This is a genomic window from Chitinophaga hostae (assembly GCF_018224885.1).
GTDB lineage: Bacteria > Bacteroidota > Bacteroidia > Chitinophagales > Chitinophagaceae > Chitinophaga > Chitinophaga hostae.
Genome location: NZ_JAGTXB010000015.1, coordinates 76,554 through 94,375 on the forward strand (window position 1 = coordinate 76,554; position 17,822 = coordinate 94,375).

The 17,822-nt window shown below is 46.1% G+C and carries 8 protein-coding genes; 1 reads left to right on the forward strand and 7 read right to left on the reverse strand.

Features of this window, described 5'->3' with window-relative positions; all coding sequences use genetic code 11:
- Positions 1-35: 35 nt before the first annotated feature.
- Together KE626_RS24630 and KE626_RS24635 are read right to left on the reverse strand one after the other, a co-directional pair.
- Complete coding sequence (locus tag KE626_RS24630) at positions 36-3,215, reverse strand: SusC/RagA family TonB-linked outer membrane protein (RefSeq protein WP_211975675.1); 3,180 nt, start codon at positions 3,213-3,215, stop codon at positions 36-38.
- A gap of 302 nt (positions 3,216-3,517) precedes the next feature.
- On the reverse strand, positions 3,518-7,675 hold the full coding sequence (locus tag KE626_RS24635; RefSeq protein ID WP_211975676.1) for a hybrid sensor histidine kinase/response regulator: 4,158 nt from the start codon (positions 7,673-7,675) through the stop codon (positions 3,518-3,520).
- A gap of 365 nt (positions 7,676-8,040) precedes the next feature.
- Between KE626_RS24635 and KE626_RS24640 the strand changes: the two genes are divergently transcribed.
- Positions 8,041-10,503, forward strand: coding sequence for a glycoside hydrolase family 95 protein (locus KE626_RS24640; RefSeq protein WP_211975677.1), 2,463 nt, complete (start codon positions 8,041-8,043; stop codon positions 10,501-10,503).
- A 104-nt stretch (positions 10,504-10,607) separates the two neighbouring features.
- On the opposite strand, the gene KE626_RS24645 is transcribed toward KE626_RS24640, so the two are convergent.
- The 5 genes from KE626_RS24645 to KE626_RS24665 form a co-directional block, all read right to left on the reverse strand.
- Positions 10,608-11,822, reverse strand: coding sequence for an alginate lyase family protein (locus tag KE626_RS24645; protein ID WP_211975678.1), 1,215 nt, complete (start codon positions 11,820-11,822; stop codon positions 10,608-10,610).
- A gap of 265 nt (positions 11,823-12,087) precedes the next feature.
- On the reverse strand, positions 12,088-13,689 hold the full coding sequence (locus KE626_RS24650; protein WP_211975679.1) for a glycoside hydrolase family 43 protein: 1,602 nt from the start codon (positions 13,687-13,689) through the stop codon (positions 12,088-12,090).
- A gap of 157 nt (positions 13,690-13,846) precedes the next feature.
- Positions 13,847-14,989: a family 43 glycosylhydrolase gene (locus KE626_RS24655; RefSeq protein ID WP_211975680.1), complete on the reverse strand. Its 1,143-nt coding sequence runs from the start codon at positions 14,987-14,989 to the stop codon at positions 13,847-13,849.
- A 299-nt stretch (positions 14,990-15,288) separates the two neighbouring features.
- Entirely contained in the window at positions 15,289-16,881 is a 1,593-nt protein-coding gene (locus tag KE626_RS24660) for a GH39 family glycosyl hydrolase (RefSeq protein WP_211975681.1), read from the reverse strand.
- A 21-nt stretch (positions 16,882-16,902) separates the two neighbouring features.
- Positions 16,903-17,808 (reverse strand): alpha/beta hydrolase, encoded by a 906-nt coding sequence (locus tag KE626_RS24665; RefSeq protein ID WP_211975682.1) that lies wholly within the window; start codon positions 17,806-17,808, stop codon positions 16,903-16,905.
- Positions 17,809-17,822 lie beyond the last annotated feature (14 nt).

A 17,822-nucleotide genomic window follows, 5' to 3' on the forward strand; every position in this document is an offset into this window, starting at 1 on the left:
GTTTTTATAAGTTCCGGTATTGAAAGATGAATACCTTATAGTCCGAGGTTTAAACCAAAGGACCAGGTCCTTCCGAATGGATAACCGCTGTTGATAGATGCTTCTCCCATTTCAGGATCAAAGCCATCTTTAATGGAAGTCCATTCCCATAGGTCATTACCGGAGAAGTATACACGGACCCTGTTCAGTTTTGCTTTGTCAGTTAGCCGCTGTGGCAGTGTGTACCCGAGTATGAGCGATTTCAGGCGGATATAGCGGTTGTTTTGCAACATGAAATCGTTGTTGGCATAATTCCAGCCGGCACGGGTTGGGTTGACAGTTAAACGCGGATACATCGCATCCGGGTTACTGGCTGTCCACGTTTTGCCGAGAAATACCGGGTTCTGGTTAGTGTACAATGCTGCATACGGATAAGCCATATAGCCATTGCGCATAATGTTCTGTTTCAGCTGTCCCTGGAAAGTGGTGAAGAGATCAACACCTTTCCATGATGCGCCAAGGTTAAGACCAAAGGTGAGATGTGGCGTGCCATCGCCCGCATATACCAGTGAGCTTTTTTCGTTACCGATGTTGGTAATATTTTTTGTACCGGCTACGTCTACCCGCCTGGTATCGCCGGGGCGCAATGCAACTGCCTGGTTGTTCTGAGGCATATTTGCCAGCAAGGTGCTCCCGCCGTACGTGGCATAGTAAGCATCTACATCAGCCTGGTCACGGAAGTAGCCGTTTGTTTTGAAAACGAACCACGACTGATATGGATAACCATTCACTATGTCATTTCTTCCCGCGCCATAACTATTTTTCCCTTCTACGCCGCTAACCAGTGTATTGGTGTTACTGATATTAAAGGTTGCACTGTAACTGAAGTCTTTCTTTGAATCTTTCCAGGAGAGGATAAATTCCCACCCTTTGGTTTTAAACCTGCCACTGTTGGTTTTGGGGGCGGATCCACCCAATACCGAAGGATAGGTTACATCTACCAGCATGCCGATATTCTCTTTAACAAAGTAATCTACGTTGGTAGAAAGCCTGTTAGACAGGAAGTTCAGATCCACCCCGATATTTTGCTGCTTTACGTTCTCCCAGGTCCTGTTGTAGCTGATCAGGCCATTATTATTAAGCCCTGTCGATTGCTGCTGTGAAACCGGGGATCCCAACGCGGTTGTTCCGATATTGATGGTAGACAAGTAGTCGAATGCTCCCAGCCCGGATGCTTCATTACCGGTAGTACCATAGGTAGCACGGATCTTACCAAAACTAAGAATGGAATTCAATCTTTCCATGAAAGCTTCGTTGGTAAATACCCAGCCCAGCTGCACAGTTCCAAAGTTTTTGAACTTATAGCCCGGGGCAAACCTTGAGTTACCATCTCTTCTTCCCACTAATTCCACCAAGTATTTTTCCGCATAGTTGTAATTCAGGCGGCTAAGGTAAGAGTAGCGGCCATTCAGACTTTTAGACCCCGAATTGGTTTGGGTAGTGGTAGAAGCCAGGCCAATATCGTACACGCCCATATCGGTAAAGCCTACACGCTGTGCGGATACCCACTGCGTATTATTTTTTTCGGCGTTGACACCTGCCATTGCCGCAATATTATGTTTCGATGCGAAGGTTTTATTGTAGCGCAGTAATCCTGAATAGTATTGATACAAACCCTGCCATGCATAGGTATAATAAACATTATTGGTACCGCCGGTATTAAGACCAATGCCGGTAGGTACGTTATACCAGTTGTATAACTGCACCGGTAATACATAACGTTCCTGGTTGAATCTTTCGTTCTGAAGAGAAGCCAGACCTTCCAGCGACAAGTCTTTCGTAATCTGGTAAGTTCCTTTCACATCCACCCTGCCTGTCAGTGAATTTTTGTTGCTCCGTCCACCGGCGGCAGTCATGGCTGCTGCGTTCCTGTTGGCGCCGCCATCAATACCGTTAAAGGTGGCAAACCAATTGCCGTAGGGGTTCTTAGCCGGGAAGAACGGCATGTCATACGCATAGAGCGTATTATCCAGTCCTACAGACGGCTCGCTGGTTTTTGCGTTGATCAGGCTGATATTGGTTTCCAGTTTCAGGTTCTTTGTCAGGTTGTAGTCGTAGTTAAACCTGGCGTTGTATTGTTTCTGTCCATCGTAGGCGGTAGCGAGGTTACCCTGGTTATCGGCATAGCCAAAAGACAGGCGATAGGAAGATTTCTCCGTGCTGTTGGAAAGACTTAAATTATGCTGATAGGAATAACGTGGTGCAAACATTTCCTTAATCCTGTTGGCGCTGTATATATAGAAATCTGTTCCAAACAGGGGGTATGCACCTTCAACGCCCTGCTGCATTCTCTTGAGGTTATCTTCGCCCCATACCCACCAGTTGGGAACCGTTTCTTCCTTGTTTGCTTCCAGCCACATGGTGGCATATTCCTGCATGGAAGGTGAATAACCGGTGATACCGTTTGTAACCAAACGCATGTTGCCGTTGTAGTCTACTTTGAGTTTACCATTGCCTCTTTTGGTGGTAACAAGTATCACCCCATTGGCTGCACGGGATCCGTATATCGCCGCGGATCCGTCTTTCAGTACAGAAATACTTTCAATATCATCCGAGTTGAGATTCTGGAAAGAGTAATTGTTAAGAATAGGTACACCGTCTACTACAATAAGCGGGTCACTGCCATTTACAGAGGAAGCGCCCCGGATACGGAGGGCAATTCCCTCGTTGCCGGGTCGGGGAGAACTTCTTGTAACCACCAGACCTGGTGTTTGCCCCTGGAGTGCCAGTGCAATGTTGGTTACTGCCCTGCTTTCAAATATTTTGCCTGACACCTGTTCTACCGCGCCGGTGAGGGTGGCCTTCTTTTGTTTGGCATAGCCAACCACCACCACTTCGTCGATATTTCCGGCAGGCTTAAGCTTTATATCCAGCACACCGGCAACGATGGGCACTTCCTGCTTTTCAAAATTCAGGTAGCTCACCGCCAATATGGAGGAAGCGGTGGATACTGTCAGGGAAAAGAGTCCATTTTTATCGGCAGTTGTTCCCACCCTGGTCCCCTTAACCAAAATGGTTGCTCCAATTAATGGTTCGCCGGTTTCCGCATTTACCACCTTCCCGGAAACGGTTCTTTCACCGGTTTTGACCTGTGCCGATAATAAGTTGGCAAATAAGAGCAATAGCAATGTTCCGAGGAATCCGGCACATGTTGGTAATAGTCTGATTTTACGCATACCAGTTTTTTTTTAGCGTCGTTGAACGTGGATAATAAATCTTAATAAAGTGTGTTTACTTTTTCTTACTGACAAAAAATCAGGGATAAATGACTCTTCTGATAGTTCACGAAACGTAGAATGATTGTCATAACGAGTAATTCAATTTTGATTGATAAGTATCGCTGGCCAGTATGCAAAGTAAACGCAAACACCCCCCAACTATCAGGGGGGGTAGTCTCATAAAAAGGGGGGTGTATTGTGAAATTTGGAGGGAATTTGCCTCTTCCCGTGGGATTTGCCGGGAAGAGGACTGCGGATTATTATATTCCGGGGTCAGGTTTTTTTTCGACCCGTGTTCTTTTTCTTGTCTCTATTTGTTCCACTTTGTATTTATCTTCAAATACCTTCCGATAACGTCTTATATATTCAGAAGGGTTCATACCAAATACCTTATTGAATTGTTCCCGGAAGAATTTAACGTCATTAATGCCAACCTGGAAACCTACCTCATTTACATTCAAACTTGTATTTATCATAAGCTCAGCTGCCTTTCTGAGCCGTACAAAACGAACAAACCCTCTCAGCGACTCACCCGAAACCAGGCGGATCTTTTTATAAACCGAGGAATGGCTCATGCCAATTTCCCTGGCCAGCACTTTTATATTAAACTCGTCATTATCGAGGTTAGCCTCCACTATTGCAATACATTTTTCAACAAATTCCTTATACTGGCCAGAAACTTTGAAATCATTTTTGCGGAGGGTCACTTCATTCAGAAAATAATTACGCAGGTTATCTCTCGTTTGCAGCACGCTTTGCACAGCTGCTGCCAATAACTCCCTTTCAAATGGCTTGGTGATGTAATAGTCGCTGCCCACTTCCGCGCTTTCCAGCTTTCCCTCTTCAACCGAGGAGCCGGTCAGCAGGATCACCGGGATATGATTCAGCACTGCGCTCTGTTTGATTTCCCTGCAAAGATCCAACCCTGACATCGTCTCCATCCTGATATCGCTGACCACAACGTCCGGGAGCAACGCCATTGCCTTTTCCAGGCCTTCTTTTCCGTTGCCGGCTTCGGCTATGTTAAATGCCGACCGAAACATGCCTGAAATATATCCGCGTATCTGTGCATCGTCATCTACGATCAGCATGGTTTGTTTGGCGGTTATCATCGTGCCGATCGCTTCCTCCTCTGAAGGCCCGGGCAATATTGTTTCCAGCGCTTCATCCGCCATTGCAGTTAAAAAACTGGTTCTATCAGCGGGAACATCGGACGGAGGCCCCGGCTGTGATGCTGTGGTACCGCAAGGCAACACAACTTTGAATACAGTACCCTTGCCTTCCGTGCTTTCAAAACTTATGTTACCACTGTGCAGCACTATAAACTGTTTTACCAGGTACAGGCCAATACCGAATCCCGGTTGCTGTGTATGGCTACTGCTCTCCGATCTGAAGAATTTTTCAAATACCCGGTTGGCGCTATCGGCACTTATTCCATAACCGGTATCCGCAATGGCTATTTGCACCTGGTCATCGGTGCAGGAAAGCTTCATTTCAATGCTGCCACCGGCCGGCGTATATTTTAATGCATTCGATAATAGATTGAACAGTGCTATCTCCAGTTTCTCCCTGTCGCCGTATATCCATAACCCATCACTATCGCAAATGAATGTATAGTGCTGATTAGCCGATTGGGCCTGCTGTTCAAAGTATTGGAATACGTCCCAACATAATTCCGTGAAATTAAAGCGGGCCGATTTCAACCGGTCTATATCGCTGTCTACCCTCCTGAACATCAGGAGCTGATCGAGCAAACGCAGTAGCCGCCGGGCATTTCTGTATACTGTAGTCAACTCACGATGATATTTTCCGTCAGGCTCCTGTTCCGCCATCAGGTCCTTTACTGGATTAATGATGAGCGTGAGCGGCGTGCGAAATTCATGTGATACGTTGGTAAAAAAGGAGATCTTTTTTTCATTGAGCTCTCTTTCTTTCTCCGTATTCATGTTTGCCAGGTCAACCTGGTACCTGAGCCTGCGTTGCTTTGTTTTGTAGGTAATATATATTGCCGCTATACCCAGTACCATACACAGGTATAGTAAATATGCCCACCAGGATGCATACCAGGGCGACAGCACTATTATCTCCACGCTTATTTCATTGGCAATCCAGCGGCCTTCCGCGTTCGTGCTCTTTACCCGGAATGTGTAATGGCCATCGGCAAGGTGTGTATAGGTGGCAGTCCTGGTATTCCCGGCCTGGACCCAGTTTTTGTCCCAGCCATCCATATAATAGGCATAGGAGATCTTATCGGAAGTGGAATAATCCAGTGCAGTGAAGTCGAATGAAAAAACCGCCTCCCGGTATGGCACCCGGATTTTCCGTATGTCGTCGCCCCATTGTTCTGCAATATAGCCTGGTCGCTGCCCGATAGGCATATTATTAATATGAATATCGGTGAAAAGCATTCCAGGTTTTTCTCCTGATGATATAATATTGGAGGGCCGGAAGATGTTCAGCCCTTTAATTCCTCCAAATATCAATTCGCCGGACTTGAGCCGGAGGGCGGCATTGTAGTTAAACTGGTTACTGGAAAGCCCATCGCCCTGGTAGAAATTGGTAAAATTTTTCCGGGTGGCATCGAACCTGGAAATCCCATAAAAAGTGCTTATCCACAGATCTCCCGCCTCATCTTCCAGGATATTGAGCACTGCATTGTTACAAAGTCCTTCCGCGGCTGTATAGCGTTCGAGTATTTTACCCTGAACACGATCAAACAAAATCAGGCCGCCTCCTTCTGTTCCGATCCAGAACCGCCCTTTACTGTCTTCATGAATGGCCCTTACCGGGTTACCAAGTGTGTACGATGTATGCCTTTTGTTTTGCGGGTCAATCTTTATAAGGCTGCGAAGATTCCCCGCCCACAGTTGTCCTGAACGGTCTTCTTCCATCGTAAAAAGATCAGTAAGATTGTCGTCAAAGAGCCGGAATGAATCCTTCGCCCTGTCATATTTAAATAGTGCCCCTTTATATAGGGAGCCTCTGCCAAAGGTTCCGGCCCACAGCGTATTCTTGCTGTCTTTATGTAACAGGTACACGGTTTTGCTCTCCTTTATGCTATTATTATAGATCAGGCTGTAATGCCGGAAGGTCTTTGTTTTTTTGTCAAACCGGTTAATGCCTCCCCAAAAAGTAGACACCCAAACATGCTCCTCATTGTCGCATCGTATATTAGTTACGAAATTATCACTGAGGGATGCAGATACCCCCGGCTGATGAACAAAGTTAGTGAACTGTCCTGTTTCTCGCTGCCACCTGCTTAGTCCGGCGCCATCCGTACCTACCCAGATGGTGCCATCCTCTTCTTCACAGAAAGCAAATATGAAATTGCTTACAAGACTATTGCTGTTCAGTGGGTCGTGGAGGAAAGATTGAAATCTGTCCTTCTTCGGATCTATGATATTTACCCCACCCCTTAGTGTCCCGATCCACTTTCTGCCATCCACATCTTCATAAATTGCGCTTACCGAGCTACTTGCAAGCGTATAGTTATTATTGCCTGAGGGAATGTTCCCGGCCACTGTCCCGTCTTTTGTAAGAATAATATTTATACCTCCCCCATTGGTGGCAATCCACAGCCGGCCGCATTTGTCGAGGAACAGGCCGGATACTTTGTTGTAAGACAATTTCCCATTTTCTTCTGTATAGGCCTCCTGGTACTGGTTGGAAGAAATGGAAAATTTCTGCAACCCATTTGGCGTGCCTATCCAAAGCCTGTCTCCATCCGCTTTCATACAATCGCCTGCGGGGATGGTTCCGTTAACAAGACTGATCCCCGCAGCACTTTTATCCATCCGGCACAATCCTTTCCCTTGCACAAACAACCAAACATCACCATTGGCGGCTACTTCAATAGCTCCTGCATCGTACGAAACAAGGCGCAAACCGTCAGCACTCAACGGCAACGCCACAGCGGTATAGGTTCCGGCGGCGCAAAACAGCAGGCCCAGCCCCTCTGTTCCAATCAACATATTCCCTTTCGCATCTTTTTTTATATCACGCACAACTGCCGTGATCCGCTCGTATCTTGTTGTACCGCTTACCCGGTAACGTACGCTGCTGAATTTTCCGGATACCTGGTCATATATGTTAAGTCCCTGCCGCGTGCCTACCCAAAGTTTATGCTGCAAATCCTCATTAATGGTGAACACCCAGTTATTAACCAGGGAGCTGCTGTCGTTGAACCTGTTCCGGAATACCTTAAATACATTACCATCATACCTGTTCAGCCCATCATAGGTCCCAAACCACATAAATCCTTTGTGATCCTGGAATACACAGCGTACAGCATTATTCGACAAACCCTGTTCTATGCCCAGGTATGATATAACATGATAACGATTATCCCCGGCCAGGGAACTGCGTGCGGGGAACGCTGCCACCATAAGCAGCAAACAGAACATTACAAATTTTTTCATCCCGTGAAATTGAAAATAGTATAAAGGAACTACCAACAAATCCTTCTATCTTTCTATTATGACCTGGTTGATTAATTGAATTACGAATTTACACCGTTACCTCCTCTTGCAATCTACAACCTGACCAGGCAGTAAAAAGGGGGGGTATTCTCATAATTCAGGGTGTATTATAGTAATTATTGTCCAAATGACAATTTTTAATTTATTAATCTATATTTTGGGATAACAGCCATGTGCCTATCCGGGACGGAGGAAAGGGATACTTCATTCCCTTCTGCGTGTTAAGCACCAATTAATTATGCCGGCTATGTTCAAGGCTGCCCTTGGCTCGTTTTAATAGTTAGCATAAAAAAATCAAATATTCCATGTTAAGAATCAATTTGACATTAAAAAATTTTACACTTGTTTTTTTCTCTTCGCTGACCGGATGGCTGTTGAATGCCGGGGAAGTTTGCGCCCAAAAGAAAAATCTGCAGCTATGGTACCGGTCGCCGGCAAAGGAATGGATCGAGGCATTGCCGGTGGGTAACGGAGCATTTGGTGCAATGGTATTTGGTGGCATCGGGAGTGACCGTTTGCAGTTAAATGACATTACGGTATGGTCCGGAGACCCACAACCGGCGGCCGACAGAAAGGATGCCTATAAATTCCTGGATACAATCCGTGCAGCCATACGCCAGGAACAATATAAGGAAGCACAGGACCTTACGGCCCGTTACATGACCTCCTCAGCGCCTTACTATTCTTCCTATCAAACCCTGGGTGATATTTTTCTTCATTATAAAACTCCTGCCACGGCTACCGGCTCCTACAAACGCTGGCTGGATATCGGGCAGGCGCTCGCAGGAGAAACGTTCAGCCAGTCGGGAACAAGGTATAACCGCGAAACTTTTTCAAGTGCGCCGGACAGTGTTCTGGTACACCACCTGGAAGCAGCAGGGAATGCCCCCATCGAAGTAAGTATCCTGCTTAACCGGAAAGAAAAATCATTGACCCGCTTTGAAGCGCCCAATAAACTGGTAATGACAGGCAATACGGGAGCAACGCTGGAATTTGAAGTACAACTGGCCGTGATCACGGATGGCGTTGTGGATGGCGGTGGCGATAGTCTTACCGTCAGGAATGCCAGGGAGCTAACCATATACGTAACGGCTGGCACCTCCTATTTACCGGACTACAACAAAGGTTTTAAAGGAGAACACCCGCACGGGAAGGTGGCCCGGCGACTGCAGCACGCGATGGGAAAAGGTTATAACCGGTTAAGAGCCGACCACATCGCCGATTACAAAAAGTTCTTCGACAGGGTACAGATCAACCTGGGCGCCGCAGCTGATTCGCTTTCCACGGATGAGCGACTTAAAGCATATGGCGACGGCAAAAACGATCCGGGGTTTGCCGCATTATTTTATCAATACGGTCGCTACCTCCTGATCTCATCCAGCCGTCCTGGCAACCCGCTGCCCTCCAACTCGCAGGGTATATGGGGTGATGGGTTTGATCTGCCCTGGAAATGCGATTACAAATCCAATATCAATTACCAGATGAACTACTGGCCGGCAGAGCCTACCAACCTGGGAGAACTGCATGAGCCAATGATACGCATGACTGCTGCACTCGTTGCTCCCGGCAGCAAAACAGCCCAGGCGTATTTCGGACCTGGCACGCCCGGTTGGTATTATGGATACACTACCAATGGCTGGGGATGGACAAGCCCCGGAGCAGCGCTGCCATGGGGCGTATTTGCAGGAGGCAGTGGCTGGGCATGCCAGCACCTGTGGGAACACTACGCTTTCGGACGCGATATCAATTACCTGAAACGCATATACCCCATCTTAAAAGGTGCAGCCGAATTCTATCTGGCCACTATGATAACCGATAACGAAGGCCACCTGGTTACCTCTCCTTCTACCTCTCCGGAGAATAATTTTATTACGGACAACAAACAGAAAAGCAATGTCACCGAAGGCGCCACTATGGAAAAAGCGATTATCTGGGACTTGTTCGACAATTTGGCCATCGCCAGCCGTGTACTTCATACGGACGAGGCATTCAGGAAGAAGGTAATCGCTGCCAGGGACAATATCAGCCCCTTGCGGATAGGTAAAGCAGGACAACTGGAGGAATGGAATAAAGACTGGGACCTCAACTCAGACGATCCACATCACAGGCACGTATCGCATCTTTTCCCACTCCATCCCGGCCACCAGGTAACCGTTTTTAAAACCCCTGACCTCGCTGCTGCCGCAAGACGTACCCTGGAATTAAGAGGCGACGATGGCACCGGTTGGTCCATTGCATGGAAAGAAAATTTTTGGGCCAGGTTACGCGATGGCGATCATGCACACAGGCTGCTGTCTTATCAGCTCAGACCTACTACACAACTGAAAACTATCATGGCTGATGCCGGCGGCACTTATCCGAACCTCTTTGATGCGCATCCGCCTTTCCAGATCGATGGGAATTTCGGTGCGGTGAGCGGCATAACGGAAATGCTGCTACAGAGCCATGAAACCTATACTACTAAAGACAGCACCTATGGCTATGTAATTGATATTCTTCCCGCGCTGCCGGCCGCATGGCCCAATGGCGCGGTAAAAGGCCTGCACGCCAGAGGCGGATTTGAGGTAGACATCAACTGGAGGAACGGCCGTTTAACTGATTTCAGTATCAGGTCTGCGAGTGGAGAGCCTTGCAAAATACGTACGGCTATTCCCGTTAGTATCAACAATAACAGCAAAAGTGGAACATCAGTACGAGGCAGTTATATGTACGAGCTACCGGCACAAAAAGGCAAAACCTACAGGGGAATGGCATCTCCCAACAAATAATTAAAAATACCAGTGCAGAGAAAATTCCCTGCGCTGGTATAACTTTTACTTAACCTGCATGATATGGTAGTTTGCAGGTTCTTCAGGCTTGACCGGATATGTGTCTATTTAAGTGAAAAGGTTAATGTTCCATAGCCCAGTTGATCATAACCGCCGCTATTGGGTCCATAATTTCCGCCACCGCCCTCTGGCCGTACTTTTTGGGCGAACCGCGTACAATTCGGAGCAGGCAATCCTTTACGGTTAACATAATGGTTGTACACCAATTCCCAAACGGGACGGATATTTCCCCTGCTGCCGCTGCTGATAACATTTTGTACCACACCTACGCAATTGGTATAGGTTTTAAAGGAAACCGAGTCGCCAAGATTATAGGCAGCCACATACTCTGCCCCTTTCAAAAAACGGTTGTTGTCATAACCATACATATCATCCCCCTGGTTCCAGGCCATTTCACAAAATGTGCCCATCAAACCAATACCAAGCGTAGTATGTCCCTGATCGCGGCCACTCTCCTGCCATTGACCCAGGCCATCAGGGTGAATAAAATAAACCGCATTAGCAACAGCGCCATTTCCCGCTCCATATTTAAAGTAACGGATCGCTTCATTATATATATCCCGGTCGTCGCACAATACACCGGTAGCCAGGATGGAGTTCATAACGCATAAATCCCAGTTAGCATAGAAATGGCTCATACACCTTTCCCTTCTGGCCAGGAAGGCATGATTCATGGGATAAAAAACGGTCAACATCATTTTCTGGAACCTGGCGAAATCCGCCCGCGCCCAACCAGTATATGTTCTCATTATTTCTGCAGCATTGGCGAACTGATAACCATATAGCCCTGCTGCCAGGTTAGCATCATTGTTGCCGCCAATCCCCTTTAGCCTGGCCGACCACGCATTCATGATTTGTATAGATTTTTCGGCGTACAATTTGTCGCCCGATACCTTCCATCTCAACGCTGTAGCATAAGCAGCTGCAATATCGTTATACAACTGGCCATAGTTCTCATGATGAACGCCATCGTAGCCCCGGTAAACAGTATCTGCCGGGTTGGGTTGCCAGCTAAGTGCGCTGTGTGAATTACCGATCAACTGGTTCCAGCCGGATAACCACGGTTCCGCACCCGCATCCACCTTGCTTTTCATGCGGTCAAAATCAGATTGTTTATGCATTAATCCCGGATGCACAAACACAGTGTCATGATTGTTTAGAGCCAATTTTTCTGTAGCATCGGCCATCTCTTTTCTGCAGGAAGTCATTACAAAAAATAAAAGTACTCCTCCAAGGGTGCTCATTCCCATCAATTTCATAGGTTTTTCAATTAAATAACTGTTAAAGTGACAATATTAAATATATACGGTAAATCACTAACGCGGGTTGCCTGATAATATTTTCTCCTGATAAATACTTAACATAGAATTATGTTGATGTTAAAATACAAAACGCATTAAACCCCGCCATGCCTTATGGCACGACACGGGTTTAATGCGTTTTGTACCAGATGGCGGAAGTACTTATTTTTGGTGAGCGATTAACTAACTATTAAAATGAAGGCCAGAGCGGGCTACCTTAAATTTATTTTGAATACCTGTAATGGAAAAAATCGACATCAACAAAGCCACATTCCTGTTCTGTATTAAAATTAAAAATGCCTACCCTGTCGCCCCGGTAACTACCCCAAACCAACTGGTTCTCCTCTCCGAATGGTAAAAACAATTTACCATCAAGACTATAATAATACCTGTTAATTCCACGGAAATCCCACACTGAGCGCAACCATACAATACTATTTTTTACTTCCGGTCCGATACGATCCTTATGATGACTCATGTAAGTTAAATGCCGGGAGTTATTGAACTGCTTTATCCCAATGCCGGAGGTACCTGAAGTTGAAAAATGAGTCAGGCCCGTATACCCGCCATTGCACATCCCTTTAACTTCCAGCTTAATGGTCACTTCATTTGCCGTTGTACGCAAACTTCTTTGGGTGAGGGTATTACCAGCCTTTAACAGGATGTTGGCGGCTGCCGGATCGGCAGGCATGAATGCATGTAACCGTAAAAAACCTTTACGTTCCGTCAACGACCATTTACCGGCCCTCGGCTGATAGTTCCATTCCCATTGCGGCTGTAAAGCGGATGAATAAAAATCGTCGTCCGTTTGTATCCCTTTTACAGCATTGGAAATATTAATTGGTTTAGGGACTTTCCATACCATTGAACCAATACTGTCCTTCCCAGGGTCCCCGATAACGGGCCAGCCATCCAGCCAGGCGACCGGCAACAGGCTTGCCGCACGGCCTTCCCAATCGCCGGTGCCATGATGTGTGAAAAAATACCATTTCCCGTTTGCTAACTGTATCAGCCCTCCCTGGTTAGGCTCTTTATCCAACACTTTGTTTACGTGATTCAATTGCCTCATTTCCCAGGGTCCTAAAATATTTTTTGAACGCTTCATCATCAGCACCCGACCTTCCTGCTTTACCTCGCTGAAAAGATGATAGTAATACCCGTTTATCTTAAACAACTTATTTGCCTCACTGCCCGGCGATTGATGAATAACACTATCTGATTCCATCAGCAAGCTTTTGCCATCGGGCGCCATCCTGAAAAGATGTATATTATATTTCTTGTTATTCTTCGGATCATTTTCGAAATGGGTAGCTATAAAATACAGTTGTCCGTCCTCATCACAAAAAGAAGCGCAATCATCCCATCCGGAAACCTTCCACACCTGTTGCAGCGGTGTCCACGGGCCTGCCGGATTTGTAGCCGTACTCATAAAAAATCCATCGTCAGGCGTACCAAAATATACCCAGTACTTATGCTTGTAGTAACGTATAGCACCCGCCCAGATACCTCTTCCGTAACTATCCATTTTATCCCAGTTCAGATTTGGGTTAATTACCGTAAGGTCGCTAACTACATGGCTGATAATTTTCCAGTTGACCAGATCCCGCGAATGTAACACCACCATACCCGGAGAATATTGCATGGTAGATGATATGGCATAGAAATCATCCCCTACCCGTATGGCATCAAGATCGCTAAAGTCGGCAGGGATTACGGGATTTACATAGGTTCCATTCCCCTGGTCCCCCCATTTCCCAGTTTGCTGACCGGCCACGCTGAAAGGGAGTAATGCAAAAACCAGCAACGTTATAAATATCCTTGTCATATAAGTTACTTCTTAGTTAATACTCCATTCCCAGATACCTTTTACCCCCTCAGTAATCTTTACACGAAGATAGCGCGCCCTGATCTTGAATACATCGGAATGCGGGGACTGTATGCTGACCTCATGATGACCACCACAGGTAGTCCAATTTTTTCCATCAACAGATGATTCCAATATATAGGCATGTCCCGCGGGCAAACGAGGGTGCGAAATACTCAACCCGCCGAAAAGAAGAATCTTTCGCCGGATTAATTTTCAACTCAGTACGGAAACTGGAGGCAGTAACCTGTTTAATCCTTTTGGGAACATCGTACTTTACCTTATGAAGTGCTCCAACACCCGCCATAGTAAGATCAACGGGTTGGATAGTGCCATCCTCACGGAAACGGAGTTTATTAACGTAGGTCTGCCGGTTGGTGCTCCCCCTTCCGTACTCGAGATAAGCAAAGTAATAATCATCCGTACCCGGAACATTAAAAACGCAACCATGTCCCGGCCCGAATATCTGGCGTTCATAATTGGTAGTTGCAATAATATCATTGCCTTTAGGCGTATCAAATGGGCCAAGCGGCGACGCGCTGCCTGAAACATAGGCATACTGGTACTTTTCGTCTCCACCGAGCGTATAAAGAAAGTAATAAATACCTTTCCGTTTAAAGAAGATGGGCCCTTCAGAATAACCGCTGTGCGGAGTTTGAAGCGTAACCACATTCGTGTCAACGGTCACCATATCTTCCTCCAACCTGGCTGCATGTCTTAATTGCCAGAATAAATAATGTTTTTTATCGTCATCTCTAAAAACTTCCGCATCTATTCCTGCAGGCGCTTTAGACGACCGTGACCTCAGTAAGGTATTAGCTGAATATGGTTTTATAAACGCATCGGCTCCTTTAGCGAGATGAAAAGGGCCCTCGGGTGAATCGGAAACGGCGGCGTACATATATCCGTTAACCGTCGGGTAAAGATAATATTTGCCATTAGCGGCTATAACTTTACTCGGAGCCCAGTATACCTGGCCCGCTGCTGATGGGAAACAAATACCGGAGAAGCTCCAATGCACAAAATCCTTTGACTTCCATACCACGGGCGGACCGGAGGTGCTGAGTCCAGCGTCATATCCATCAGTTGTTGCGTAACAATAAAACGTGCCATCTATTTCCTGGATACTGGCATCTGCAATCATATCCGGAATAAGGGCATTGCCAAAAGGATTTGACTGTGCCGCAACGGGCATCGAATACAATAGTACCCAGAGTACCATTCCAGGTATCCCGGCAAACAGGATGGTTCTTATTTTCAATATACTATGTTTTACTTGCAAAAACTTTCGGAAAGCAATCATACCTTAAAAGATAATCGCTATAAATCAACAGATACTGCGCTTATTTATCCTGGTATCCTCAGCATACAATTTTAAAAAATATAATTGTCATTTTCACATTTACTTTAAATAATCCATTTCGCTTAATCTGCGCTGAAAAGCATTGAGGCCCTCTCAGGATTCACCAGGTTATATACCGGGTTATAGCCCCAGGCAATGTAACTACTATTCCAATCATCGTTCCCATTCGTTGCCAACTGTAGCAGTTCTTCTGCTTTTTAAAGTTTAATAAGATTCAGGAAGAAAACGTCGTTCTCATGCATCTGCAGTTCTTTAAAAAAGCGTTCCTTTCCTTTTACAGTAATAATTTCCCTGGAAACCGGTGACCCGTCATTTTGCCTTTTTATCTGGGATACCTGTTCCCTTGTAAGCTGCGCCGGTTTCCCAAGGGATAGATAAGTGGAATACGCATCATTGGAACGATAGCCTACTTTATATATTTCCAATGCATATGTGCCATCAGGTACGTTTGCAATACTAATCTGCAGCTTTCCTTTAGATGCTGACGGAAGATCACGGATGTAATATTGCTGATTATGTACGGAATCTCCCGGGTGGGTATTGGTAAAGTCCCAGGCCAGCGCTTGTATATTTCCCAAGGAATCCTTGCATACCCAGGAGGAGAAGTCGTTATTTGTCAGTTCAACATTTCCGAGCCGGTTCATAAACTGGTAGGCATACAATACCGGTTTGTTAATACCCTGGATATTGAGCATCCCGAAGCCTCCGTGAAAGGGAGTAAAGCGGGGCCCTGGCTCTTCAAAAATGTCTGTGAAAACCCAATATGACATGGAGTTGGCAGCCTTACCCACCTGTTTTAATTTTTGCAGCACAAATGCGGCTTCGTGATAACTGTCGTGGATAGGATCTGCGGGAGTATAAGAAGCGCTCCATTCTGTATAATGAAGCTCCAGCTGAGGCATTGCCGAAGTGGTGATTTCCTTTCTCGACTCAAGCACTTCGCTGCTGATGCTCATAGGATTTTTATCGAGCACAGTACCTGAGCGGCCAAATTCGTCGAGATATCCCTGCTTTACACCATAGGCATGGGTGCTTATAAAATCTATCGGCACCTGGTGTTTATTACAATACGCAATCATTTCAGGCTCCCACGCGGCGCCTGCGGTACCCGGCCCCCCTACCCGGTAAGACGGGTTGATACTTTTAATAGCGTTAGCACTATAAGTGTATAATTTGAAATAGTCTTCCTGTGTTCCCGCCCAGAACCCATCCAGGTTTGGCTCGTTCCAAACTTCGAAATACCAGGTCTTTACTTCATCAGCGCCATAACGTTCTGTAAAATGCCGGGTAAGATCCTTTACCAGTCCGGCCCATTTTTCGTAATCTTTGGGGGGCGTTACATTGCCCCGCCACCAGAAGATTGTTTTAGCGCCACTGGCCAGTGCGGAAGGCATAAATCCCAGCTCTACAAAGGGTTTCATGCCAATACTCTGTAAAAAGTCGAATAGAACATCAATGTACATATAGTTATATACAGGATTCCCTTTATCATCCACGGTATATACCGCCATGTCATCTGTTAACAGGCCGTGCATACGGATATATCTGAAACCGCACTCTTTTTTCACATACGCCAGCTGCTGTTGCCAATCTGCGCGAAGCCCCTCATTAGCGCGGCCGGCGCCTACACATTCATTAAACATGGTATTGAGTTGGCCGGCAGTTTTATTGAAGTCAATATTGATGACCCGTTCGGGCTTAACTTGTTCTTTCTCTTTTATCCTTTGTGCAACCAACGTTTCTGCCATGCCGGAAAGCAGGAGCAGCAAAAAAATGATACCTTTTTTCATCTTGTAATAAATTGGCCTTCTTTACAACCCTTTAAAAATATGCTGTGAAAACAGGTACAGGTTACGATCCCACTCCTTGTTGTCATGGCCATTAGTATCTACATTCCAGATGTGCGGCATACCTATTTCATTAAGATACTGATGAGCCTTTTCACTGATCCCGAAAAGACCGTCTTTATTACCACATCCTATCCACAGGAGTTTCATTTTGCCCCTGGCAGCTTCAATATCCGGGATAAACTTAACATCTGCATACATACCACCAACCTGATTCGTATTAGGTGCTGAAGAAAAACCACCTACATAGGCAAATGTTTCCAGGTGATGCAACCCTATATTTAACGACTGGCCGCCACCCATCGACAAACCTGCTAATGCACGATGATCAGCATCATTGATAGTGGAATAATGTGCGTCGATGTAAGGAATGATGTCTTTCAATAAATCCTCTTCAAATGGTTTCCTGTACCCTTCAAAATTATCCGCTCTTCCGGAACGGCTGGCTACTGACGTATCCGTTACTGTTAATTTCGTATCTCCATTAGGGAACACCATTATTACAGGCTGCATTTTACCATCTGCAATCAGGTTATCTGCAATATTATCTGCCTGGCACCACTCTATCCATTGACGATAGTCTGCTCCCAAACCATGTAACAGGTATACTACAGGATATCTCTTTTCAGGCGAATAGCCGGGAGGGGTATACACGCTCATTTCCCGAAGCTTTCCAAGCGTTTTCGAGTTGTACTGCACAACCGTTAATTTCCCGTGAGGAACATTATTCTGTTGAACATTAAACCCGGCCGGAGGATCAGGCAACGTGGGCACGGTGTCCGCATTAAGAGAAGTCTTACCCGGTTGTGCCATGCAAATATGACTGGCTACAATAAATACTATCGAAATAAATAAATACCTGTTACTCATTTTGTTTTTTTTAG